This is a genomic window from Streptomyces canarius, assembly GCF_014650735.1.
In the GTDB taxonomy this organism is placed as follows: Bacteria; Actinomycetota; Actinomycetes; order Streptomycetales; family Streptomycetaceae; genus Streptomyces; species Streptomyces olivaceoviridis.
This window is the reverse complement of the sequence record NZ_BMVN01000003.1, coordinates 135,456-159,438: the sequence shown is the minus strand read 5'-3', so window position 1 is coordinate 159,438 and position 23,983 is coordinate 135,456. Positions and strand designations below refer to the sequence as shown.

The 23,983-nt window shown below is 72.5% G+C and carries 21 protein-coding genes; 13 read left to right on the top strand and 8 right to left on the bottom strand.

Annotated elements, in window-relative coordinates; translation table 11 throughout:
- The first annotated feature begins 107 nt into the window (after positions 1-107).
- Complete coding sequence (locus tag IE294_RS05380; RefSeq protein WP_189882775.1) at positions 108-2,411, top strand: molybdopterin oxidoreductase family protein; 2,304 nt, start codon at positions 108-110, stop codon at positions 2,409-2,411.
- A gap of 53 nt (positions 2,412-2,464) precedes the next feature.
- On the top strand, positions 2,465-3,325 hold the full coding sequence (locus IE294_RS05375) for an arylamine N-acetyltransferase family protein (RefSeq protein WP_189882773.1): 861 nt from the start codon (positions 2,465-2,467) through the stop codon (positions 3,323-3,325).
- A 1-nt stretch (position 3,326) separates the two neighbouring features.
- On the opposite strand, the gene IE294_RS05370 is transcribed toward IE294_RS05375, so the two are convergent.
- A complete protein-coding gene (locus IE294_RS05370) occupies positions 3,327-3,755 on the bottom strand; it encodes a gamma-glutamylcyclotransferase family protein (protein ID WP_189882771.1) in 429 nt (142 codons plus the stop codon).
- A gap of 150 nt (positions 3,756-3,905) precedes the next feature.
- Between IE294_RS05370 and IE294_RS05365 the strand changes: the two genes are divergently transcribed.
- The 3 genes from IE294_RS05365 to IE294_RS05355 all read left to right on the top strand — a co-directional run bounded on the left by IE294_RS05365 (position 3,906) and on the right by IE294_RS05355 (position 7,140).
- On the top strand, positions 3,906-5,555 hold the full coding sequence (locus tag IE294_RS05365) for a M4 family metallopeptidase (protein ID WP_189882769.1): 1,650 nt from the start codon (positions 3,906-3,908) through the stop codon (positions 5,553-5,555).
- 288 nt (positions 5,556-5,843) lie between these two features.
- Positions 5,844-6,353, top strand: coding sequence for a hypothetical protein (locus IE294_RS05360; protein WP_189882767.1), 510 nt, complete (start codon positions 5,844-5,846; stop codon positions 6,351-6,353).
- A 121-nt stretch (positions 6,354-6,474) separates the two neighbouring features.
- On the top strand, positions 6,475-7,140 hold the full coding sequence (locus tag IE294_RS05355) for a class F sortase (protein ID WP_189882765.1): 666 nt from the start codon (positions 6,475-6,477) through the stop codon (positions 7,138-7,140).
- A gap of 20 nt (positions 7,141-7,160) precedes the next feature.
- Here IE294_RS05355 and IE294_RS05350 read toward each other — a convergent pair whose 3' ends face one another.
- The gene (locus tag IE294_RS05350) at positions 7,161-7,508 is read right to left on the bottom strand and encodes a winged helix-turn-helix transcriptional regulator (RefSeq protein WP_189882763.1); all 348 of its coding nucleotides are present in this window, start codon (positions 7,506-7,508) and stop codon (positions 7,161-7,163) included.
- A 98-nt stretch (positions 7,509-7,606) separates the two neighbouring features.
- Between IE294_RS05350 and IE294_RS05345 the strand changes: the two genes are divergently transcribed.
- From IE294_RS05345 to nirD, 4 genes are all read left to right on the top strand, one after another.
- Positions 7,607-8,494 carry an NAD(P)-dependent oxidoreductase gene (locus IE294_RS05345; RefSeq protein ID WP_189882761.1) on the top strand — a complete coding sequence of 296 codons (888 nt, stop codon included), beginning with the start codon at positions 7,607-7,609 and terminating at the stop codon, positions 8,492-8,494.
- Positions 8,495-8,613: 119 nt separating this feature from the next.
- On the top strand, positions 8,614-9,828 hold the full coding sequence (locus tag IE294_RS05340; protein ID WP_189882759.1) for an NAD(P)/FAD-dependent oxidoreductase: 1,215 nt from the start codon (positions 8,614-8,616) through the stop codon (positions 9,826-9,828).
- Entirely contained in the window at positions 9,829-12,438 is a 2,610-nt protein-coding gene (gene nirB / locus IE294_RS05335; RefSeq protein WP_189882757.1) for a nitrite reductase large subunit NirB, read from the top strand.
- Entirely contained in the window at positions 12,435-12,785 is a 351-nt protein-coding gene (nirD, locus tag IE294_RS05330; RefSeq protein WP_189813232.1) for a nitrite reductase small subunit NirD, read from the top strand. The genes nirB and nirD overlap by 4 nt, the downstream gene beginning before the upstream one ends.
- Before the next feature lie 46 nt (positions 12,786-12,831).
- Here the strand turns inward: nirD and IE294_RS05325 are convergent, their stop codons facing one another.
- On the bottom strand, positions 12,832-13,815 hold the full coding sequence (locus IE294_RS05325; protein ID WP_189882755.1) for an NADPH:quinone reductase: 984 nt from the start codon (positions 13,813-13,815) through the stop codon (positions 12,832-12,834).
- A gap of 99 nt (positions 13,816-13,914) precedes the next feature.
- Between IE294_RS05325 and IE294_RS05320 the strand changes: the two genes are divergently transcribed.
- Positions 13,915-14,499, top strand: a complete 585-nt coding sequence (locus IE294_RS05320) for a TetR/AcrR family transcriptional regulator (RefSeq protein ID WP_189882753.1) — start codon at positions 13,915-13,917, stop codon at positions 14,497-14,499.
- 76 nt (positions 14,500-14,575) lie between these two features.
- The gene (locus tag IE294_RS05315; protein WP_189882751.1) at positions 14,576-15,343 is read left to right on the top strand and encodes an SDR family NAD(P)-dependent oxidoreductase; all 768 of its coding nucleotides are present in this window, start codon (positions 14,576-14,578) and stop codon (positions 15,341-15,343) included.
- Positions 15,344-15,356: 13 nt separating this feature from the next.
- On the opposite strand, the gene IE294_RS05310 is transcribed toward IE294_RS05315, so the two are convergent.
- The 4 genes from IE294_RS05310 to IE294_RS05295 all read right to left on the bottom strand — a co-directional run bounded on the left by IE294_RS05310 (position 15,357) and on the right by IE294_RS05295 (position 19,196).
- On the bottom strand, positions 15,357-16,190 hold the full coding sequence (locus tag IE294_RS05310) for a carbohydrate ABC transporter permease (protein ID WP_189882749.1): 834 nt from the start codon (positions 16,188-16,190) through the stop codon (positions 15,357-15,359).
- Complete coding sequence (locus IE294_RS05305; RefSeq protein ID WP_189882747.1) at positions 16,183-17,085, bottom strand: carbohydrate ABC transporter permease; 903 nt, start codon at positions 17,083-17,085, stop codon at positions 16,183-16,185. The genes IE294_RS05310 and IE294_RS05305 overlap by 8 nt, the downstream gene beginning before the upstream one ends.
- Complete coding sequence (locus IE294_RS05300; RefSeq protein WP_189882745.1) at positions 17,082-18,329, bottom strand: ABC transporter substrate-binding protein; 1,248 nt, start codon at positions 18,327-18,329, stop codon at positions 17,082-17,084. Before IE294_RS05300 ends, IE294_RS05305 begins: the two co-directional genes overlap by 4 nt.
- Positions 18,330-18,830: 501 nt before the next feature.
- A complete protein-coding gene (locus IE294_RS05295) occupies positions 18,831-19,196 on the bottom strand; it encodes an ATP-binding protein (RefSeq protein ID WP_189883343.1) in 366 nt (121 codons plus the stop codon).
- Positions 19,197-19,461: 265 nt separating this feature from the next.
- On the opposite strand from IE294_RS05295, the gene IE294_RS05290 reads away from it, so the two are divergent.
- The gene (locus IE294_RS05290) at positions 19,462-20,718 is read left to right on the top strand and encodes a helix-turn-helix domain-containing protein (RefSeq protein WP_189882743.1); all 1,257 of its coding nucleotides are present in this window, start codon (positions 19,462-19,464) and stop codon (positions 20,716-20,718) included.
- 13 nt (positions 20,719-20,731) lie between these two features.
- A complete protein-coding gene (locus IE294_RS05285) occupies positions 20,732-21,088 on the top strand; it encodes a hypothetical protein (RefSeq protein ID WP_189882741.1) in 357 nt (118 codons plus the stop codon).
- Between the two features lie 127 nt (positions 21,089-21,215).
- On the opposite strand, the gene ppdK is transcribed toward IE294_RS05285, so the two are convergent.
- Positions 21,216-23,936, bottom strand: a complete 2,721-nt coding sequence (gene ppdK, locus IE294_RS05280; protein WP_189882739.1) for a pyruvate, phosphate dikinase — start codon at positions 23,934-23,936, stop codon at positions 21,216-21,218.
- Between the last annotated feature and the right edge of the window lie 47 nt (positions 23,937-23,983).

Genomic DNA, 23,983 nt, shown 5'->3' with positions numbered 1-23,983 from the left:
CGCCCCGGGACCTCACGCCGTCGCCGGTCCGGCGGGGAGGTCGCCGTGCCGGGGGTGTAACCGGGGGCGACCCGGGGCCGTAACACGTACGACGCACGCTGGGCGGCATGGAGAACACCTCGACGCCCACCCACTGCCCGTACTGCGCCTTGCAGTGCGGGATGAACATCACGCCCCTGCCCCAGGGGGGCGTCGAGGTCACCGAGCGCGCGGACTTCCCGGTGAACCGCGGCGCGCTGTGCGGCAAGGGCCGTACGGCGGCCGAGGTGCTGTCGCCTGCGGTGCGGCTGACCGCGCCGCTGGTGCGCGACGGCGGCCGGCTGGTGGAGGCGGGCTGGCCCGAGGCCCTGGACCGGATCGCGGAGCGGCTCGGGGCGACGCGGGAGCGGTACGGCGCCGACGCGCTGGGGGTGTTCGGCGGGGGCGGGCTGACCAACGAGAAGGCGTACGCGCTCGGCAAGTTCGCGCGGGTGGTGCTGGGCACCTCGCAGATCGACTACAACGGCCGGTTCTGCATGTCGTCGGCGGCGGCGGCCGGTACGAAGGCGTTCGGTCTCGACCGGGGGCTGCCGTTCCCGCTGGAGGACATCCCGGGGACCGGGTGTGTGATCCTCGTCGGGTCCAACCCGGCCGAGACCATGCCGCCGTCGCTGCGGTTCTTCACGGAGCTGCGGGAGAACGGCGGCACGCTGATCGTCGTCGACCCGCGCCGGACCCGGACCGCCGAGCAGGCGGACCTGCACCTCGCCCCCCGGCCCGGCACCGACCTCGCCCTCGCGCTGGGCCTGCTGCACCTGGTGGTGGCCGAGGGACGCACGGACGAGGAGTACATCCTGGAGCGGACCACCGGGTGGGAGGAGGCCCGGGCCGCGGCGATGGCGCACTGGCCGGAGTACGTGGAGCGGATCACCGGGGTGCCGGTGCCGCAACTGCGCGCGGCGGTGCGGATGTTCTGCGAGCCGGAGGCGGCGATGGTGCTCACCGCGCGCGGCCCGGAGCAGCAGTCCAAGGGCACGGACACGGTGGGCGCCTGGATCAACCTGTGCCTGGCGACCGGCCGTGCGGGCCGCCCCTTCTCCGGGTACGGCTGTCTGACCGGGCAGGGCAACGGGCAGGGCGGACGCGAACACGGGCAGAAGGCCGACCAGTTGCCCGGCTACCGCAAGCTGGACGACCCGGCGGCACGGTGGCACGTGGCCGGGGTGTGGGGCGTGGACCCGGACAGCCTGCCGGGCCCCGGGCGCAGCGCCTACGAACTCCTCGACGCCCTCGGCACGGACGTCCGGGCGCTGCTGCTGATGGGCTCCAACCCGGTGGTGTCCGCCCCGCGCGCGGCCCACATCGAGCGGCGTCTGCGCTCGCTGGACTTCCTCGCGGTGGCCGACGTCGTCCTCTCGGAGACGGCGGAGCTGGCGGACGTGGTGCTGCCGGTGACCCAGTGGGCGGAGGAGACGGGCACGACGACCAGCCTGGAGGGCCGTGTGCTGCTGCGCCGCCGGGCCGTCGCTCCCCCGCCCGGTGTCCGCAGCGACCTGTACGTCCTGCATGAGCTGGCCGGCCGTCTCGGGGTGGAGAAGGGCTTCCCGGCCGACCCGGAGGAGGTCTTCGAGGAACTCCGCCGCGCGAGCGCCGGCGGCCCGGCGGACTACTCCGGCATCACCTACCGCCGCCTGGCCGAGGAGAACGGCGTCTTCTGGCCGTGCCCGGAGGGTTCGGGCGAGACGGGGGGTACCGGTGTGGCCGACGGCGAGGACGCGGTCCCGGACACACTGCCGGACGGCCCGGGGCCGCACCCCGGCACCCTGGCCGACACCCGGCCGGCCCACCGCACGGCGGCAGCCGGGGTCACCGCGGCCGGCGCCCCCCTCGGCGCGCCCACGGGCGACGTCCGCTCACTGCCCGGCGCTCCCGTGACGGCCGCCGGCCCCGCCGGCGTGCATCCCGGCACCCCACGCCTCTTCCTCGGCCGTTTCGCCACCCCGGACGGCCGGGCCCGGTTCGTGCCCGTGGTGCACCGGGCCACGGCCGAGGAACCGGATGCCGAGTACCCGCTGCTGCTGACCACCGGGCGGGTGGTGTCGCAGTACCAGTCGGGGGCGCAGACCCGGCGCGTGGCGGAGCTGAACGCGGCGGCGCCCGGACCGTTCGTGGAGCTGCACCCGCGGCTCGCGGCCCGGCTGGGGGCGGCCGACGGTGATCCGGTGGCGGTGGTGTCCCGGCGCGGCCGGGCCGTCGCGCCCGCGCGGATCACCGCTGCCATCCGGCCGGACACCGTCTTCATGCCCTTCCACTGGCCGGGCGAGGGCCGCGCCAACACGCTCACCAACCCGGCCCTGGACCCGACCTCCCGGATGCCGGAGTTCAAGTCCTGCGCGGTGCGGGTGGAGGTCCTGGGTCCGGCGGAGCAGTGAGGTCCGGTCCGCCGGACGGGGCACGGGCGGCGGGGCTCGCATAGGTTCGGGGTATGTCCGACACCGACCTGACCGAACCGAGCGAGCCGTACGACCTCGACGCCTATCTCGACCGCATCGGCTTCAAGGGCGAGCGGCGGGCCGACCTGGCCACCCTGCGCGGGGTGCACCTGGCGCACGCGCTGTCGCTGCCCTTCGAGAACCTGGACCCGGTGCGGGGCACGGCTCCCTCCCTCGCGCCCGCCGACCTGATGGCCAAGATGATCCACGGCCGGCGCGGCGGCTACTGCTACGAGCACGACATCCTGCTCCGGCTGGCGCTGGAGGCGCTCGGTTTCCGGGTGGCCCAGCTGGCCGCACGGGTCGTGGTGGGTGCGCGGACGCCGGAGAGCCGGCCGCGGACGCACGCGATGCTCCGGGTCGAGGTGGCGGGCGAGCCGCTGCCGTACCTGGCGGACGTCGGCTTCGGCGCGCCGGGCGCGCTGCTGCTGCCGGTGCCGCTGGTGACCGGCACCGAGTTCGAGGGCGCCGGCCGTCGGCACCGGCTGGTGCGGCTGCCGCACGACGGGCCGCTGGAGCTGTGGGAGTTGCAGGTCCGCGACCCTCGGGGCGGTCCGGGCGAAGGGGCGTGGACCGGGCAGTACGCGTTCACCCAGGAGCCGTTCGCCGCGCCCGACCTGGAGGTGTTCAACTGGTTCGTCGGCACCCACCCCCGGTCCCCGTTCACCCGCCGTCCCTACCTCCAGCGCACCACCGCCGATCGCCATCTCTCCCTGGACGGCGCCCTCTTCACCGAGACGCGCGCCGACGGCACGGTGACCGGGCGCACGCTGGCCGGGGAGGCGGAGGCGCGGCGCGTGGTGGAGGAGGAGTTCGGCATCGAGGTGCCCGAGGGGGTCACCCTGCTGTCCTGACTCAGCGGCGGGAGAGCCAGTCGCCGTCCGCGATGCGGGTGCCGGTGGCGCGCAGCCCGGCGGCGACGCGCGGGGCGGCCAGGTAGACCCAGGCCCGGACGGTGCCGCCGGCGGTGCGTACGGCGTCCCGGGCGAGGCGTTCGTAGAGGTTGCGCGGGTCGCCCGGCACGTACTCCTCCAGCCGGTCCAGGGCGGCCAGCAGCTCCTCGTACGCCTCGGGCCGGGCGGTGACCAGTTCCCCGCGCACGGTGCCGCCGGGCTCCTCCACGGCGTAGGGGTAGCCGGGGCCGTCGTACAGCACGGCGCCGCTGAGGCGGGCCGGTTCCTCGGCGAGGGTGCGTCCGCGCAGGAAGAGGTCGTGGTTGGCCTCGCCGGGGCGGAGCGTGCCGTAGACGAAGAAGGGCAGGGGGCGGGGGTCCTCGGCGATCACGGAAACGATTCTGGACCCTCGCCGGCTCCCCACACATCTCCCCGAAGATCCATGGACGCGCTATGGACATGACATGTCATGCCCTCTTAAATCTCGGTGACAGGTCAGCGCCATCCCCACTCCCAGCCTGGCGCCTCCCCGAGGAGACAGATGAGCCGGATACGGCAGCACATCCGAGGAACCCGCCGCACAGCCACCGCCGGTGTCGCCCTGACCACCGCGACCCTGCTGGCCGTCAGCCTCTCCCCCGCCGCCCACGCCGACGCCAGACCCACCCGGGCCACCGCGATCGAGAACGCGGCGTCGGCCCTCCTGGCCCACGCGACGACCCTGGGCCTCACCGCTCCGCAGGACACCAGCGTCCGGGACGTGGTCGTGGACAAGGACGGCACCCAGCACGTCCGCTACGACCGCACCTACCGTCAGATCCCGGTCCTGGGCGGCGACTTCGTCGTCCACCTCGCCCCCGACGGGGCCTACCGCGGCGCCGACCGGGCCACCCGGCAGGCGGTCTCCGTGCCCTCCGTCACCCCGCGGGTCTCCGGCCCCAAGGCCGCCGGTCTCGCGGTGAGCGCCCTGCGCGCGGCCAACCGCGGCACGACGCTGAAGCAGGCCAAGGCCAAGCCGGTGCTGGTGGTCGACGCCCTGCACGGCAGCCCGAAGCTGGCCTGGCGCACCGACGCGGTCGGCCTGGACTCGCTCGGCAACCCCGTCGCCCGGACCGTGCTGACCGACGCGCGCACCGGCGCGCAGATCGACGCCTGGGACAGCATCGAGACGGCCACCGGCGACGGCACGGCCCTCTACAGCGGCACGGTCGCGCTGGAGACGACACAGTCGGGGACGTCGTACCAGCTCAAGGACCCGACGCGGGGCAACACCTACACCGGTGACGCCGAGGGCAAGACCGACCTGTGCATCTTCGGCATCTGCTTCAGCCGGGCCCCCGCGACCCTGTTCACGGACGCCGACAACCACTGGGGCTCGGGCACCACCGCGGACCGCGCCTCGGCCGCCGTCGACGCCCAGTACGGCACCAACGAGACCTGGGACTACTACAAGAACATCCACGGCCGCAACGGCATCGCGGGCGACGGCAAGGGCTCGTACAACCGCGTCCACTACGGCAGCAACTACAACAACGCCTTCTGGGACGACAGTTGCTTCTGCATGACGTACGGCGACGGTGACGGCACCACCTTCGGGCCGCTGGTCGCCCTCGACGTCGCCGGGCACGAGATGACCCACGGCGTGACGTCCAAGACCGCCGCGCTGACCTACTCGGGCGAGTCGGGCGGGCTGAACGAGGCCACCTCCGACATCCTCGGCACGATGGTGGAGTGGTACGCGAACAACTCCTCCGACACCGGTGACTACCTCATCGGCGAGAAGATCGTGAAGCCCGGCTTCGGCAAGGCGGCGCTGCGCTTCATGGACAAGCCGTCCAAGGACGGGAGTTCGGCCGACTACTGGAGTTCGTCGGTCGGGAACCTGGACGTCCACTACTCCTCGGGCGTCGCCAACCACTTCGCCTACCTGCTCGCCGAGGGCAGCGGCGCCAAGACCGTCAACGGCGTCGCCTACGACTCGCCGACGTACAACGGCTCGACGGTCACCGGCATCGGCCGGGACAAGGTCGGCAAGATCTGGTACCGGGCGCTGACGGTCTACATGACCTCCTCGACGAACTACGCGGGCGCCCGCACGGCCACCCTCAACGCGGCCAAGGACCTCTACGGCGCGGGCAGCACCGAGTACAACGCGGTGGCCGCCGCCTGGAGCGCGGTCAACGTCGGCTGAACCGGCGCGGCCTCCCCGGCCGGCCGCCCCTGCCGCCGACGGCCCCGGCTGTCGGCCACGGGGTGCGGCCGGCGGGTGGGGGCCAATCGTGTGCTCTTCGCACCCGGCCCCTCACACGGCCCTGACCTGCCGGAACACCCTCCGGCTAGGCCGTGTGGGGGGCCTTGCGCGCCACCCGTTCACCGCATTCCCGGCGCCGCCTCGGGAAGCGGATCCCCGCGACTGCGACTTACCTCGGTAGGGCAGGGGCGCACCCCTGGACGAGTCGGACAAGCCCTGGGGAGCACCATGCGACGCACTGCCCGTCTGCTGGCCGGTACCGCGCTCGCCGTGGCCGCCGCGGCACCCGCCCACGCGGCCGGAACCGGCCGTCTGGACCTGTACCCGGCGACCGTGGCACCCGGTGGCCAGGTCACGGTGAACACGGCCGCGTGCGGGGACACGGGGGCCGCGACCGGGGACGCGGGCGCGCTCGGTGCCGGAACGTTCATGCTGGCGCCCACCGCGCACGAGGGTGAGGCGATCGGACAGTTCCGGGTGCCGCCGGGCGCGCAGCCGGGGACGTACGAGATCGTCGCCCGGTGTGCCGAGGGCGACCGGCAGGTGGCGGGCGACCTGGTGGTGGCGTTGAGCGCGGTGCACCAGCAGGTGCTGCCGCGGGGAAGCGTGAAGACGGGGGTCGGCGGCGGACTCGGCCCCGACCCCGTACAGACCGCGGCGGGTGTGACGGCACTGGCCGTCGCCGCCGCGGGCGGTACCTGGCTCCTGCATCGCCGGGCGAGAGGCGACGGGATCTGACGGACACCCTCCGCTGTCCGTCCGCCGGTACCGCACATCCCGCCCCCTCCGGGTCCGACGCCCCTCGCGGCCCGGAGGGGGAAGGGGTCTTCGGGGTCCGCCCCCGGGAGAGGGGATTGGCATGCGCGAGGGCGCCGGGAAGCGCAGGACCGCTCGGAGCGCCGGGACCGCCCGGCTCGGCGACACCGCCATAGCCGCCGTCACCGTGGTGGCCCTCGGCTCGGGCGTGTGGCTGCTGGGCGGCGGCACCGGCCCACACGCCCCACCGCAGCCGTCCGCCGCCGAGGGCCGCCCCGACCCGGGCGGTGCGCGGGTCGCGGCGCCCGGACTCGCGCCGTCCCCGCCGCTGCGCATCCGCATCCCCGCGATCCGGGTGGACGCGCCCCTCATGGGCCTGGCCCTCACCCGCTCCGGCAGCCTGGACGCGCCGCCCGCCAAGGAGAAGAACCTCGCCGGCTGGTACGAGGCCGGCACCACCCCCGGCGAGACGGGCACCGCGATCGTCGCCGGCCATGTCGACAACACCGAGGGCCCCGCCGTCTTCTACGACCTCGGCGCGCTCAAGCGGGGCGCCCGCGTCGAGGTGGACCGCCGGGACGGCACCGTGGCCGTGTTCACCGTGGACGCGGTGGAGGTGTACTCGGCCCACGACTTCCCCGACGACAAGGTGTACGGCGCGGCCCCCCGCCCCGAACTCCGCGTCATCACCTGCGGCGGGGGCTACTCCAGGACCACCGGCTACCAGGGCAACGTGGTGGTGTTCGCCCACCTGACGGGCAGCCGCTGAAGGCTTCGGGCCCAAACGGCTCAGCGCGGTGCCGGTGCCCCGCCCAGAACGTGTCTCCTGCCCCAGCTGCCGAGCGGCTCCAGCGCCTCGTTCAGCTGGAGGCCGCTCCGGGTGAGCGTGTACTCGACGCGGGGCGGCACCTCGTCGTACTCCTCGCGGTGCACGACCCCGTCGGCCTCCAGTTCGCGCAGCTGCGCGGCGAGCACCTTCTCCGTGACGCCGGGCAGCCGCCGGCGCAGCTCACCGAAGCGGCATGTGCCGCGTTCGCCCGGCACCCACAGGATCGACACCTTCCACTTGCCGTCGATGATGTCCATCGCCGCGTCGGTCCCGCACAGGTACGCCCCCGGCCGCCGTCCCACCGGCATGGTCCTCCCCCTTCCGGCCCGCATGCTTTCCCGCTGGTAACCACCCACTTGGAAGTACGTACTTCTGCGCGGCGGCTCCACGGGCGAGCCTAGTCGCCATGACCGACACATCCCTCTCCTCCGTGCCCCCCACTCCGCTGACCCTGCTCGGCACCGGCGCGATGGGCACCGCGCTCGGGCGGGCCTGGCTCGCCGCCGGGCATCCGCTGACCGTGTGGAACCGCACGCCCGGGCGGACGGCCGCGCTGACCGCCGAGGGCGCGGTGGCGGCGGGGAGCGCGGCCGAGGCGGTGGCCGCGAACCGGCTCGTCGTGATCTGTCTGCTGGACGACGCCTCGGTGGGCGCCGCCCTGGACGCCGCCGAGCCGGCCGGCCGGGACCTGGTGAACCTCACCACCGGCACCCCCGCCGACGCCCGGGAGCGCGCCGCCTGGGCCCGGAAGCGGGGCGCCCGGTTCCTGGACGGCGGGATCATGGCCGTACCACCGATGATCGGCGCGCCCGGCGCCTTCGTCCTCTACAGCGGCGACCCGGAGCTGTTCGAGGAGCACCACGAGACCCTCGCCGTCCCGGCCGGCACCGAGTACGTCGGTGCCGACCCCGGTCTCGCCGCGCTGCACGACGTGGCGCTGCTGAGCGGGATGTACGGCATGTTCGCCGGGATCACCCACGCGTTCGCGCTGCTGCGCGGGACGCGGGTGGCGCCCGGGGACTTCGCCGCGCTGCTCGTGCCCTGGCTGAACGCGATGGCCGGCACGGCCGAGGAGACGGCCGGCCGGCTGACGTCCGGTGACTACACCACCGGGGTCGTCTCCCACCTGGCCATGCAGGTCGCCGGCAGCGGGACGCTGCTGCGCACGGCCGCGGAACAGGGCGTGAGCGCGGAACTGCTCACCCCGTTCCTGGACCTGATGCGCGACCGCGTGGCGGCGGGCCACGCCACGGAGGACACCACCGGCCTGGTGGACCTGCTGCGCACCCGCTGACCGCGCCTTCGCGACCGCCGGGCCCCTCACATCCAGGGCGCCGCCCCGCTGAGGGCAGCGTTCCTCCCGGGAAACAGACGTGATGCCGCCGGGTAACGTCGGGGCCGCACGCTCGGGACATGACCTCGAATACGCGTGTGGTGGTGATCGGCGCCGGCCTCGCGGGCGTACGGCTCGCCCGGCGGCTCGGCGAGCTGGGCACGCCCGCGCTGCTCGTCGGCGAGGAGGAGCACGCGCCGTACAACCGGGTGCTGCTGGCCGAGGTCCTGGCCGGCCGGTACGCCCCGGAGGTGATCGCCCTCCCGCCGCCCGCCGGCCTGCTGCGCACCCGGGTCACCGGCATCGACCGGGCCGCCCGGACCCTCGCCTGCGCCGACGGCACGTCGATCGGATACGACGCCCTGGTGCTGGCCACCGGCTCCAACCCGGTGCTGCCGCCGCTGCGCGGCCTGTTCAGCCCCGACCGCCAGCTCCCCGAGGGCGTCCACGCGTTCCGCACCATGGACGACTGCCTGGGCCTCGGCAAGGCCGTGCGGCCCGGGGTGCGGGCGGTCGTCATCGGCGGCGGGCTGCTCGGCGTCTCCGCGGCCCGCGCGCTCGCCGTGCGCGGCGCCCAGGTGGTGCTCGCGCAGCAGGCCGAGCGGCTCATGGAGCGCCAGCTCGACCCGGATGCCTCCCGGCTGGTGCTGCGGCACCTGACCGAGCTGGGCGTCGAGGTGCACACCGAGTGCCGGGTGCGGGACGTGGCCCTCGTCGCCGGCGCGGTCCGCTCGGTGGAGATGGCCGACGGGTACGCGCTCGACGCCGACCTCGTGGTCCTCGCCTGCGGGGTGCGGCCCCGCACGGGTCTCGCCGAGCAGGCGGGCCTCGCCGTCCACAAGGGCGTCCTCGTGGACGACGAGCTGCGCACCTCCGACCCGCACATCCACGCCATCGGCGACTGCGCCCAGCACGACGGCACGGTCTACGGCCTGGCCGCCCCGGCCCTGGAACAGGCCGACGCGCTCGCCGAGCTGCTGGCGGGCGACGCCCGTGCCCGCTACACCGGCACCCGCTCGCTGACCCGGCTGACCCTCACCGGTCCCGACTCCCCCTTCGACCTCGCCGCGTTCGGCGAGACCGAGCCGCGCGCGGGCGACGACGTCGTGCGGATCGCCGACGCCACCCGCGGCACCTACCGCAAGGTCGTCGTCCGCGACGACCGCCTGGTCGGCGGGGTCCTCGTCGGCGAACTCGGCACCGTCGGCGCGCTCGCCCGCGCCTGGGAGACAGCGGAGCCGCTCCCCGACGACGGCCCCCTGCTCCACCTGCTCACCAACGATGGAGGCTCCTGAATGACCGCCACCCCGGGGGCCACCCCCACGATCGTGCTCGTCGGCCACGGCATGGTCGGCCAGCGCTTCCTCGAAGCGCTCGCCGAGCGCGGCCTGACCGCCACGCACCGCGTGGTCGTGCTGTGCGAGGAACCGCGCCCGGCCTACGACCGCGTCCAGCTCACCTCGTACTTCTCCGGCAGGACGCCCGAGGACCTCTCCCTGACCGACAGGGGGTTCATCGAGGACCACGGCATCGAGCTGCACCTCGGCGACCCGGCGGAGACGATCGACCGCGAGGCGCGCACCGTGACCGCCCGCTCGGGTCTGGTCGTGGACTACGACGTCCTGGTCCTGGCCACCGGCTCCTACCCGTTCGTGCCGCCGGTGCCGAACAAGGACGCCACGGGCTGCTTCGTGTACCGGACCATCGAGGACCTGCTGGCGATCGAGGAGTACGCGAGGACCCGGGCGACGACGGGTGCCGTGGTCGGCGGCGGTCTGCTCGGCCTGGAGGCCGCCGGGGCGCTCAAGGGGCTCGGACTCGACGCGCACATCGTGGAGTTCGCGCCGCGCCTGATGCCGGTGCAGGTGGACGACGGCGGTGGCGCGGCCCTGCTGCGGACCATCCGGGACATGGGCCTGACCGTCCACACCGGTGTGGGCACCCAGGAGATCGTGACGGACGACTCCGGTGCCGTCACCGGCATGAGGCTGTCCGACGGCTCCGAACTCGCCACCGACATGGTGGTGTTCAGCGCCGGCGTCCGCCCCCGCGACCAGCTGGCCCGCGACGCGGGTCTCACGGTCGGCGAGCGCGGCGGCATCGCGGTGGACGAGCGGTGCCGGACCGTGCGCGACCCGCACGTGTTCGCGATCGGCGAGTGCGCGCTGGCCGCCGACGGCCGGGTCTACGGCCTGGTCGCACCGGGCTACGAGCAGGCGGAGACGGCCGCCGCGACCATCGCGGCCGACGAGGCCTCCTTCACCGGCGCCGACCTGTCCACCAAGCTCAAGCTGCTCGGTGTGGACGTGGCCTCCTTCGGCGACGCGCACGGCACCACCGAGAACTGCCTGGACGTCGTCTACTCCGACTCCCGCGCGGGCCTGTACAAGAAGCTGGTCATCGGCGCGGACGGCACGCTGCTCGGCGGCATCCTGGTCGGCGACGCGGAGGCGTACGGCACCCTGCGCGCGCTCACCGGCTCGGTGCCGCCCGTCTCCCCCGAGTCGCTCGTCCTGCCCGCCACAGCGGGCTCGGGGGCCCCGCTCGGCCCGTCCGCGCTGCCGGACGAGGCGATCATCTGCTCCTGCCACAACGTCAGCAAGGGCACGATCCGCGGTGCGGTCACCGAGCACCGGTGCACCACCGTGCCCGAGGTCAAGAAGTGCACCAAGGCCGGTACCGGCTGCGGCAGTTGCGTGAAGGTGCTGGGCCGGCTGGTCGACGCCGAGCTGGAGGCGTCCGGCGTCGAGGTCGACAAGGGCCTGTGCGGCTGCTTCTCCCAGACCCGCGAGGAGCTGTACGAGATCGTCCTGGCCCTGCGCGTCACGTCGTACCGGGAACTGCTGGACCGCCACGGCCGCGAGGGCGCCCGGGGCGGGGACGGCTGCGAGGTGTGCAAGCCGGCCGTCGGCTCGATCATCGCCTCCCTCGCCCCGGCGATCGGCGCCAGCGGCTACGTCCTGGAGGGCGAGCAGGCCGCGCTCCAGGACACCAACGACCACTTCCTCGCCAATCTCCAGAAGAACGGCTCGTACTCGGTGGTGCCGCGCATCCCCGGCGGGGAGATCGCGCCCGAGAAACTGATCGTGATCGGCGAGATCGCCCGGGACTTCGGCCTCTACACGAAGATCACCGGCGGTCAGCGGATCGACATGTTCGGCGCCCGTGTCGAGCAGCTTCCGCTGATCTGGGCCCGGCTGGTGGACGCCGGCTTCGAGTCCGGCCACGCCTACGGCAAGTCGCTGCGCACGGTGAAGTCCTGCGTGGGCTCCACCTGGTGCCGCTACGGCGTGCAGGACTCGGTCCGGATGGCGATCGACCTGGAACTGCGCTACCGGGGCCTCAGGTCCCCGCACAAGCTGAAGTCGGCGGTGTCCGGGTGCGCCCGCGAGTGCGCGGAGGCCCAGTCCAAGGACTTCGGGGTGATCGCCACGTCCAACGGCTGGAACCTGTACGTCGGCGGCAACGGCGGCGCCACCCCGCGCCACGCCGACCTGCTGGCCCAGGACCTGTCCGACGCCGAACTGATCCGGCTGATCGACCGGTTCCTCATGTTCTACATCCGTACGGCCGACCGTCTGGAGCGCACCAGCACCTGGCTGGAGCGCATCCCGGGGGGCCTGGAGCACGTACGGGACGTGGTGGTGCACGACGCGCTCGGCATCTGCGACGAGTTGGAGAAGCTGATGCGGGCGCACGTCGCGCACTACCGCGACGAGTGGGCGGAGACCGTCAACGACCCCGAGAAGCTGGCCCGGTTCGTGTCCTTCGTGAACGCCCCGGACACCCCGGACCCGGTCGTCTCCTTCGTCCCCGAGCGCGACCAGATCAAGCCCGACCTGCCGCTGCTGAACATCGGCCTGCGGCCCGCCGACGACGTCCTGGAAGGAAGCGCCCAGCGATGACCCTGGCAGTTGAGACGACCGACCTGAAGGTCCAGCTCCAGCTGGCTGACGGCTGGTTCACGGTCTGCGACCTGAGCCTGCTGGTCCCGGGCCGCGGAGTGGCGGCCCTGCTGCCGGACGGCCGCCAGGTGGCCCTCTTCCGCGACCGCGCGGACCGGCTGTACGCCGTCGACAACCGCGACCCCTTCACCGGCGCGGCCGTCCTCTCCCGCGGCCTGACCGGCACCCACCAGGGCCGCCCGTTCGTGGCGTCCCCGCTGCTGAAGCAGCGCTTCGACCTGGTCACCGGGGAGTGCCTGGACGACGCGTCGGTGCGGGTGGCCGCGTACGAGGTGCGGGCGCTGTAGCGGTGGCGTGGGCCGGCGGGGCCTGCGGACCGGGCCGCGGGCCAGGTCAGGTCAGGTCCGTGCGCAGCACGACCCGGCGGCCCCGCAGCTCCCCGCTCTCCATCCGCGCGTGCGCCTCGGCGGCGGCGCCCAGCGGGAGCACCTCCACGTTCCGGGGGCGCAGCAGGCCCCGCGCCAGCAGGTCGTTGACGGCGGTCGCGGCGGCGGCGAGTTCGACGGTCGTCGCGTGCGAGATGACGAAGCCCACGACGGAGCCGCCGTTCATGTACAGCGGTCCGGCGGGCAGCACGGGCCGGGTCCCGGCACCGGCGAGCAGCACCACCCGGCCCCGGCGGGCGAGCAGGCCGACCGAGGTCTCCAGGTCGTTCACGCCCGCCGTGTCCAGGTACACGTCGACACCGGCCGGCGCCGCCCGGCGGATCCTCCCGGTCAGCTCCGGGTCGCGGTAGTCGAACACCTCGGCCGCGCCCGACCCGGCGCAGTACCCGGCGTCCCGTGCGGCGGCCGTGGCGAGGACCCGGGCCCCCGCCCGCGCGGCGAACGTCACCAGGGCGCTGCCGACGTTGCCCGCGGCACCCGCGACCAGCACGGTCTCGCCGAGGCGGAGCCGGCCGTGGACGAACAGGGCGAGGTACGCGGTGGCGGCCGGGTGCAGCGCGGCCACGGCGAGGTCCGCATCGACGCCGTCGGGCAGGGGGTAGAGCCGGTCGGCCGCCACCACCGCCTGCTCGGCCGCCGCGCCCTGCCGCCCCTCGTGCCCGAGGCTGTTGCACCACACGCGGTCGCCGGCCCGGAAGCCGGTCACGCCGGGTCCCGCCCGCGCGACCGTCCCCACCAGGTCACGGCCGATGACGAACGGGAAGTCCACGGCCGTGACGAAGACCCCCGACCGGACGAAGGCGTCCACCGGGTCCACGGCGGTGGCGAGCACGTCCACCAGGACGTCGGTCGGGCCGGGGCGGGGCGCGGGCAGCTCGCCGTACCGGATGACGTCCGGGGGACCCAGTTCCTGGATGTACGCGGCGCGCATGGTCTTCCATGCTGCCACCGGGGGCCGGACCGCGCGCGGGCGCCCGGTGACCGACGCCGGTTCTTGACCGAACGGTTCAGATAAACCTACGCTGCCCGCATGGCCAGGACCAAGGAATTCGACCCCGACGCAGCGCTCCAGTCGGCCCTGGAGCTGTTCTGGCGGCGCGGCTACGAGGCGACGTCGATGGCTGACCTGGTCGGGCACCTGGGCATCGGCAGGGCCAGCCTGTACGCCACCTTCGGCAGCAAGCACGAGCTGTACCTGCGGGCCCTGGACCGGTACGGGCAGACGCAGGACCCGGTGCTGACGCGCGAGCTGTCCCGGCCCGGCCCGGTGCTGCCGGCCGTGCGCGGGCTGGTCCGGCGGTTCGCCGCCGAGGCCACCGCCGAGGCGACCCGGGAGCAGGGCTGCCTGGTCACCAACACGGCGGTCGAACTGGCCCCGCACGACCGCGAGGCCGCCCGCCGGGTGGAGCGCAGCTGGGACACCGTCGAGACCCTGCTGCACTCCGCCCTCGTGCGCGCCCGGGCGCAGGGCGAACTGGCCGGGGACCGCGACCCGCTGACCCTCGCGCGCATGCTGCTGGTCCTGCTCCAGGGCCTGCGGGTGGTCGGCAAGGCCTCGGCGGACCCGGCCAGGGTCCGGGACGCGGCGGAGCAGGCCCTGGCCCTGCTGGACTGACAGCGCGCCCGCGCGGGTCCCGCCGTTGTGCGCGACCTCAAACTGAACCGTTCGGTCAAGAAAAGGGAACCTCACCATGACGCACCGCTTCACCGGCCGGACCGCCCTCGTCACCGGCGCCGGCTCCGGCATCGGCCGCGGGGTGGCCCTCGCCCTGGCCCGGGAGGGCGCCCGCGTCGTCGTCGCCGGCCGGCGCCGGGACCCGCTGGACGAGACCGTGGCGCTGATCGAGGCCGAGGGCGGCAAGGGGCTCGCCGTCACCGCCGACGTCTCCCGCGCCGACGACCTGCGAGCCCTGGTGGACGCCGCCGTGGACCGGTTCGGCTCGCTGGACGTGGCCGTGAACAACGCCGGGGTGCTTCAGGGCCGGGGGCGGTCCGTGGGCGACCTGGCCGAGGAGGAGTGGCGCCGGATGCTCGACATCAACGTCACCGGTGTCCTCCTCGCCCTCCAGGCCGAGATCGCACGGATGCGGACGCAGCCGGGCGGCGGTGCCATCGTGAACATCGCCTCCCGGATCGGCGTGCACAGCCGGCTGCCCGGCACCGCCGGCTACGCGGTCAGCAAGGCGGCCGTCTCCGTCCTCACCCGCGCCGCCGCCCTGGACCACATCGCCGACGGCGTGCGCATCAACGCGGTCAGCCCCGGCCCCACCGCCACGGACATGTCGTTCCGGGACGGGGAGACCGAGGCCGGCCGGGACGCGCGCATGCGCACCGAGGTGCCGCTCGGCCGGGTCTCCACCGTCGCCGAGGTGGCCGCCGCCGTGCTGTACCTGGCCTCGGACGACGCGGCCTCGGTGGTCGGCACCGACCTCGTGGTCGACGGCGGCGTCACGGCCTGAGCCCTGACTCCCGTCAGTCGATCCCGGACCGCTCCACCCCGGCCACGATCCAGCGCTGGAAGCACAGGAACACCAGGAGCAGCGGCAGGATCGACACGGCCGCCGCGACGAACAGCTCGTGCAGCCGCACGACCTGGGCGGTGGTGAACGAGGACAGGGCCACCTGCACCGTCCAGGCGCTCTGGTCCTGCCCGATCACCAGCGGCCACAGGAAGGAGTTCCACGCGCCGAGGAACACGATGGTCCCGACGGCCGCGAACACCGGACGGGCGTTGGGTACGACGACGAGCCAGTACGTCCGCCAGTACCCGAGCCCGTCCACCTGCGCCGCGTCCTCCAGCTCACGGGGGAAACCGAGGAAGTACTGCCGGAAGACGAAGCAGGCGAAGGCCGGGAACAGCGTCGGGACGATCAGTCCGCGCAGGGTGGAGATCCAGCCGAGGGACGACACCAGCACGAAGCTGGGCACGAAGGTGACGGCCGCCGGGACCAGCAGGGTGCCCAGGACGGCGTAGAAGACCTTGTTCGCGTGGCGGTAGGGGATGCGGGCGAGGCCGTAGCCCGCGAGGGAGGCGAGGAGCAGGGTGCCGAAGGTGGTGGCGACGGCGATCAGCGCGGAGTTGAGCAGGGACCGGGCGAAGGGCACGGACGGATCGGCGAACAGCTCGCCGACGTTCCCCCACCGCACCTGGCGGGGGAAGAAGGTCCACTCGGGGGAGGTGATGTCCTCCTCGCCGGCCAGCCCGTTGCGCACGAGCAGGTAGAAGGGGATCAGGAAGAGCAGGGCGAGCGCGATCAGCAGCACCAGCCGCAGCGCCCGCCCGGCCCGCACCAGGGCGTCATCCATCGGCGTCCGTCCTCCCCAGCCGCAACCAGCGCGCCTGCCCCAGCGTGACGACGGCGATGACCAGCGCGAGGATCACCGCGCCCGCGCTGCCGAGCCCGAGGTTCTGCCCCTGCCCGAGGGCGGTGTAGTAGAGGTAGACCAGCGGCGGCCTGGCGTACGGCGGATAGCCCCGGGCGTCGGACAGCAGGTTGTAGAACTCGTCGAAGGCCTGGAAGGCGCTGACGACGAGCAGCAGCACCACCGCGACCGAGGTGGCCCGCAGCTGGGGCAGGGTGATGTGCCGCAGCACCGTCCAGCCGGGCCGGGCCCCGTCCACGGCCGCCGCCTCGTACAGCGCCGGGTCGATCCGCTGGAGCCCGGCGAGGAACAGGATCATGTAGAACCCGGCCTGGAGCCACAGCCGTACGGTGACGATGACCAGCCAGTACCAGGGCGGATCGGTGGTGGACAGCCAGGCGACGCTGTCGCCGCCGAACCACCCCAGCACGCTGTTGGCCAGCCCGAACCGGACCCCGCTGAAGAGCGACATCTTCCAGATGAGCGCGGCCACGACATAACTGCACGCGGCCGGCAGGAAGAACACGGACCGGAAGAAGGCCCGGGCGGTCCTGAGCCGATTGACCATCAGGGCGAGGGAGAGGGAGAAGACGTAGGTGACGGGCACGATGAAGGCCGTGAAGACGAGGAACGTCTTCAGGCTGTCCACGAACGCCCGGTCCCGCAGCATGGCCGTGTAGTTGTCCAGCCCGACGAAGCGCGTGGGCGTGACCGTGTTGTGCGCGTCGAAGAAGCTGAGCGTCACGCTCCACAGCAGCGGGACGTACGTGAACAGCGCGAGCCCGAGCGCGAACGGCCCGACGAACACCCAGAACCACAGCGCCCCGCGCCGCCTCACGACGTCTTCTTCACACGGTCGAGTTCGGCCGACACCTTCCGTACGACGGCCCGCAGTTCCCGCTCCGGACCGGCCCCGTCCTTGATGATCCGGCTGAGCGCGTCCTGGTAGGCGGTCTGGCTCGCCGGGGTCCACAGCAGCGGCTGGGCGTAGCCGTGGTCGGTGGTGAAGCGGACGGCGTCGGCGGCGGGACCGTCCTTGAGGGCGGTGGCCTTCTCGGCTAGGGAGATCCGGGCGGGGATGTGGAACCCGTAGGAGAGCGCGAAGTCCTCCTGGTGGTCGGTGCGTTCGACCCAGAGCCACTTCACGTACCGTTTGGCCGTCTCCTTGTGCCGGCTGCGGGCGCTGACGGCGGCGCCGTACGCACCGACGGGCACGGAGGGCCGCCCCTGGCTGCCGTCCCGCGGGAAGGGCAGCACCCCGAAATCGTCACCGAGTTCCTCGCGGACCCGCGGCAGCGCCCACAGCCCGGTCCACTGCATCGCGGTCAGCCCCTGCACGAAGGCGGACGGGTCCGCCCAGTCGCTGGGCGCGCCGAGGAGCAGGGACTTGTCGGCGCACAGCCGGTGCAGCTTGCCGAGGGTGCGGGCGGCGGCGGGATCGTCGAAGCCGACCTCGCCGTCGTCGCCGACGAACCGGAATCCGGCCGCGTAGAGGGGGGTCCCCCCGAGCACGCCCGCTCCCCCGTCGTTCCCGAGGAAGAGCCCCTTCACCTTGCCGCTGGTGAGCCGGTGCGCGGCGTCCACCAGGGCGTCGAGGGTGGTGGGCGGCTCGACACCGGCGTCCGCCAGCAGGCTCTTGCGGTAGTAGAGCATCTGCATGTCGATGACCTGCGGAATGGCGTACACCCTGCCGTCGTGGGTCTTCGGCGTGAGCACGGCCGGATTGAAGTCCTCCTTCACCTCCGCCACCAGCTCGGTGAGGTCGAGCACCTGTCCGCCCCGGATCTGGTCGAGGGTGGGCCCGTTGACCTCGAAGACATCGGGCCCGGAGTCGGTGAGCAGCGCGGCGGCGGTCTGCTGGTCGTAGTTCCCCGGCCGCCACTGCACCGAGACGCGCGCCTTCTTGAAGCCGGCGGCGTACCGCCGCACGGCCCGCTCGGTGCCGGGCTCCCCGTACTGGTGGTACCACTGCGCCAGCTCCGGCCCCGAACCACCGCCGCCCCGGCCGGTGTTGGACCCGCAGGCCGTGAGCACCCCGGCACCCACGCCTGCGGCCAGCAGATCCCTACGCCTGATCGTCATCGTGCCCCCTGACGTCCGTCACCGATGCACGGCCCAACGATCAACCATGCCCGCCGATTACGAAAGACGAGTTGCGGCCGTGTGTCACCGGGTCCGATCGCAATGGGCGGGCGGGCCCGTCCAACAGCGCAGTGCCCCGCCACCGAGGGCGCCGACAGCGGGGCGCGGGCTTACTCGACCGACAACGGACACGCAGGTGTCCGGGGCCTCCAGCCACACGCGCTGTCCGTCTCGATCAACGGTCGGCCCGAACCGGTCCCGCGACGGTCGGCCCCGGTCCTCCCACCACCGGTAGGCCGCCTCGATCTCGTCCCACAGGCGACGTGGCCCCGGTGACCAGCAGCAAGGCCGGCCCGGTCCTCTTGTCGCCAGGCGACAGGTGGCCGGCCGAGGTCCTTCCGACCGAAACCTTCGGCTCCTAGCCGGACTCCGCGTACCTCACCACGGAGAGAGCCAGGACCATGACGAGCACGACGTAGAGGATGACCTCGATCCGCTGCCTCACTGCGTGGCCTTCAGGCGTAGTTCTGCCCATACGACCTTCCATGTCCGGTGCTGGTCGTACCCCCATCGGTCACACAGGGCGTCGACCAGGACAAGGCCTCGGCCACTCTCTGCACCCGAACCGGGCTGCCTCATGTCGGGCAAATCTCGGCAGGTGTCTGAGACGCCGATTCGTACGCGGTCTTCGGTGAGTCGGCGGATGGTGATCCGGCTGGCACGACAGCGGGTGTGCTCAATCGTGTTCGTCAGCAATTCGTCAACGACCAGCGTTGCTGCGTCCACCAGTTCCTCTATGGCCCAAGCACTCAGAGCGGAGGCGATGAGCAACCGGGCGCGCCGGGCGGACTCCGGCTCACACGGCATCGTTTCCGAATAGCTGGGAACGCCTGTCGCCCCAGGTCTGGCAGCAGCTTCGTGCACGGACTTGGTCCCTCCAGGTGGAAGCCGTCCTCCACGAGTGCGGACGGCCGTCTGCTTCACCACCGCCGTGCGCGGCCACGCTCCCGGCGGTGGTGACCACACAACCGCAGTGCGTGCCCGGCACCCAGAGCGAAGCCTGGGCGTTTCCCAGGCACTGTCCCCGCGCAGACGCTGTGATCTGCGACGATCTGATCAGGCAGGGGAGGCGATGATGGCCAGACGGCGAGAGCTCGCTGATCAACGGGTGGCACGGGGCTACTCTCAAGAAGAATTCGCCGCCCTCCTGGGAGTGGCCACGTCCACGGTCGTACGGTGGGAGGGAGGGCGCTCAGCACCACGGCCGTACCAGCGCCCCAAGATGGCGGCGCTCTTAGGCGTGACCCGAGCCAACCTTGACCAGCTCCTCTTCTCAGTGAAGACGGTCACGGCCGCCCCCGAGGGCACCTCGTACCCCGCTTCATTCGGCGATCCTGTCGATATGAGACGCCGCGACCTCCTTGGACTACTCGCCGCCACGAGTGCGCTCGTCGCCCTACCCGAAGCCTCCATCTCTGCTGCCCCGGGGCGGGGCTCCGCCGCCGTACCGGGCACAGGAGAGGAGGTGATTCAGCAGCTGTGGCGGGTCTACGGCCTCACCGGAGACAAACACACGCTCTATCCGATTGTTCGGCATCAACTGGCAGCGCTCGCCGCCGAGATCGAAGTCGCACATGGCGGTACCGAACGCGAGCGCCTCAATGTGCGGGTCGCCGATCTCTACCAGTTGGCCGGAGAGTTGTTCTTCGACGCACGTGACGACGCCTTGTCCGCGCACTGCTACACCCTGGCCGCAAGCGCGGCGAAGGAGGCGTGTGCGTACGACCTGTGGGCCTGCGCTATGACGCGGCACGCCTACGTCGAGTTGTACGCGGGTCGGGCTGCGTCGGCGGTACCACTGTTGTCGGCAGCCTCGCGCATCGCTCGTCTGGGCGACAGCACTCTTTCCACTCGATACTGGGTGTCCGCCGTTCAGGCGGAGGTGCATGCCGCCTTGGGCGACTTCGACGCGTGCGTCCGCGCTCTCGACGCCGCTGAGGAGGTGCACACCCTGAGCGGCCAGATGCACAACGGCGGATGGCTCCGGTTCGACGGCTCGCGTCTTGCCGAAGAACGCGGAGCCTGCTACGTGACACTCGGTCGCCCCGATATCGCCGAGAACGCGCTGGCATCTGCGCTGGCAGAGGAGTTGAGCCCACGACGGCGTGGTGCCGTCCTGGTCGATCTCGCTGCGGCAGGAGCCCATCGGGGTGACGTCGACCAGGTAGTGCACTACGCCGACAAGGCTCTTGGCGTGGCGGGACAGACGCACTCGGGATACCTGTCCACCAAGCTCAGCGGTCTGTGTCCGCGGCTCACCGCGCTGCCTGCCGATTCCCGAGTTTCAGAACTGCACCAGCGGATCGCGGCGCTGTCGCGTGCCGCCTGACGAAGGGAACTTCATGAGTGAGGACGGCCGGATCTTCCGGGAGGCCTGGATCGCCGGTGTGCGCAAGCACTTCCCGGGCGAGCCGAAGCCCAGTTATGTGACGCCTTGGGAGGAGACGCCCGAGTGGGAGCGGGCGGCGGCCTCTGCCGTGTGCGGCCAGGTCCGGGAACTCGTCCGCGTCAGCGCGGGGCGCTCCGCTCGCCTGAGCCGCGAACAGAAGGGTCAGTTCGTCGCGGTGTGCTGGGCGGCCCAGATGTACCAGCACTTCGAGGACCCGAAGCCGGGGTACGTCGCCGGCTGGGGCGACCTTCCCGAGTGGCAGCAGGAGACCGACGCCGACATCTTCGAGGCCGTCGAGCGGAGCGGGTGACGCGGCCGCACCGCACAGAGGGGCGACACCCCCCGCACTGGGGTGCCGCCCCTCCTCTTTCGTGCGCCGGGGCCGCCGCCGATCGGTGAGGGTCGGGGACCGACGGCGGCTCCGGGGACCGGGTGGGTCAGCGGTGGTCGCTGCCCGCCGACTGGGTGGCCGCGCGGCCCGCTTCCAGGCGGGCGACCGGGATGCGGAACGGGGAGCAGGAGACGTAGTCCAGGCCGGCCTCGTGGAAGAAGTGGACCGACTCCGGGTCACCGCCGTGCTCGCCGCAGACGCCGAGCTTGAGGTCGGGACGGGTCCGGCGGCCCGCCTCGGCCGCCGCCTTCACCAGGGAGCCGACGCCGTCCTTGTCGATCGTCTCGAACGGGCTGACGCCGAAGATGCCCTTCTCCAGGTACGCCGTGAAGAACGAGGCCTCCACGTCGTCCCGGCTGAAGCCCCACACCGTCTGGGTCAGGTCGTTCGTGCCGAAGGAGAAGAACTCCGCCGCCTCCGCGATCTGACCGGCCGTGAGGGCGGCTCGCGGCAGCTCGATCATCGTGCCGATCGCCAGCTTCAGCTTCGTACCGGTCGCCGCCTCGACCTCGGCGATGACCCGGTCCGCCTCCTCGCGGACGATCTCCAGCTCCTGGACCGTACCGACCAGCGGGATCATGATCTCCGCACGCGGGTCGCCCTTGGCCGTCTTGCGCTCGGCCGCCGCCTCCGCGATGGCGCGGACCTGCATGGTGAACAGGCCGGGGATGACCAGGCCCAGGCGTACGCCGCGCAGACCCAGCATCGGGTTCTGCTCGTGCAGGCGGTGTACGGCCTGGAGCAGGCGCAGCTCGTTCTCGTGCGGCTCCTGGCGGGACTCCGCCAGGGCCACGCGGACGGAGAGTTCCGTGATGTCGGGGAGGAACTCGTGCAGCGGCGGGTCCAGCAGACGGATCGTCACCGGGAGGCCGTCCATCGCCTCGAAGAGTTCGACGAAGTCCTTCTTCTGCAAGGGCAGCAGGGCCTTCAGGGACTCCTCGCGCTCCTCCTGCGTGTCGGCCAGGATGAGGCGTTCGACCAGCTCACGGCGGTCACCGAGGAACATGTGCTCCGTGCGGCACAGGCCGATGCCCTGGGCGCCGAAGCGGCGCGCCCGCAGCGCGTCCTCGGCGTTGTCCGCGTTGGCGCGCACCCGCAGCCGGCGCTTGCGGTCGGCGAAGGCCATCATGCGGTGGACCGCCTCGACCAGCTCGTCGGCGTCGTCGGCGCCCGGGTGCATGCGGCCCTCGAAGTACTCCACGACGGGAGAGGGGACGACCGGGACCTCGCCCAGGTAGACCTTGCCGGACGAGCCGTCGATGGAGATCAGGTCGCCCTCCTCCACGACGTGTCCGCCGGGGACCGTCATACGGCGGCGCTTGGTGTCGACCTCCAGCTCCTCCGCGCCGCAGACACAGGTCTTGCCCATGCCGCGGGCGACCACGGCCGCGTGGGAGGTCTTGCCGCCGCGGGAGGTGAGGATGCCCTCGGCCGCGATCATGCCGTCCAGGTCGTCGGGGTTGGTCTCCCGGCGGACCAGGATCACCTTCTCGCCCGAGCGTGACCACTTCACCGCCGTGTACGAGTCGAAGACCGCCTTGCCGACCGCCGCGCCCGGCGAGGCCGCGATGCCCCGCGCGACCTGCTCGACCTTCGCCTGCTCGTCGAAGCGCGGGAACATCAGCTGGGCGAGCTGGGCGCCGGTGACGCGCTGGAGCGCCTCCGTCTCGTCGATGAGGCCCTGGTCCACCAGCTGGGTGGCGATGCGGAAGGCCGCGCCCGCCGTGCGCTTGCCGACGCGCGTCTGGAGCATCCAGAGCTGGCCGCGCTCGATGGTGAACTCGATGTCGCAGAGATCCTTGTAGTGGTTCTCCAGGGTCTCCATGATCCGCATGAGCTGGTCGTACGACGTCTTGTCGATCCGCTCCAGCTCGGCGAGCGGCACGGTGTTGCGGATGCCCGCGACCACGTCCTCGCCCTGGGCGTTCTGGAGGTAGTCGCCGTAGACGCCCTGGTGGCCGGAGGCGGGGTCGCGGGTGAAGGCGACGCCGGTGCCGGAGTCGGGGCCCAGGTTGCCGAAGACCATCGAGCAGACGTTGACGGCCGTGCCCAGGTCGTGCGGGATGCGCTCCTGACGGCGGTACAGCTTGGCGCGGTCGCCGTTCCAGGAGTCGAAGACCGCCTTGATGGCGAGGTCCATCTGCTCGCGCGGGTCCTGCGGGAAGTCCCGGCCGGCCTCCTTCTTGACGATCTTCTTGAAGGTGGTGACCAGCTTCTTCAGGTCCGCGGCCTCCAGGTCGGTGTCGACCGTGACCTTCTTGGCCGCCTTCGCCTTGTCCAGGGCCTCCTCGAAGAGGTCGCCGTCGACGCCGAGGACGGTCTTGCCGAACATCTGGACGAGGCGGCGGTAGGAGTCCCAGGCGAACCGCTCGTCGCCGGCCTGGGCCGCCAGGCCCTGCACCGACTTGTCCGACAGACCGATGTTCAGGACCGTGTCCATCATGCCGGGCATGGAGAACTTGGCGCCGGAGCGGACGGAGACCAGCAGCGGGTCGTCGGCCTGGCCGAGCTTCTTGCCCATCTTCGCTTCGAGGGCTTCGAGGTGCGCACTCACCTCGTCACGCAAGTCCGCGGGCTCCTCGCCGCTCTCCAGGTAGACCTTGCAGGCCTCCGTGGTGATCGTGAAGCCGGGAGGGACCGGGAGACCCAGGTTGGTCATCTCGGCGAGATTGGCACCCTTGCCGCCGAGCAGGTCCTTGAGGTCCTTGTTGCCCTCGGTGAAGTCGTAAACGAACTTCGCTGCCTGGGGTTCTTTGTTTTCCGACACGGGTCTCGACTCCTTGAGGCCACGGTGGCTGCCCTGATGGCCAGGAA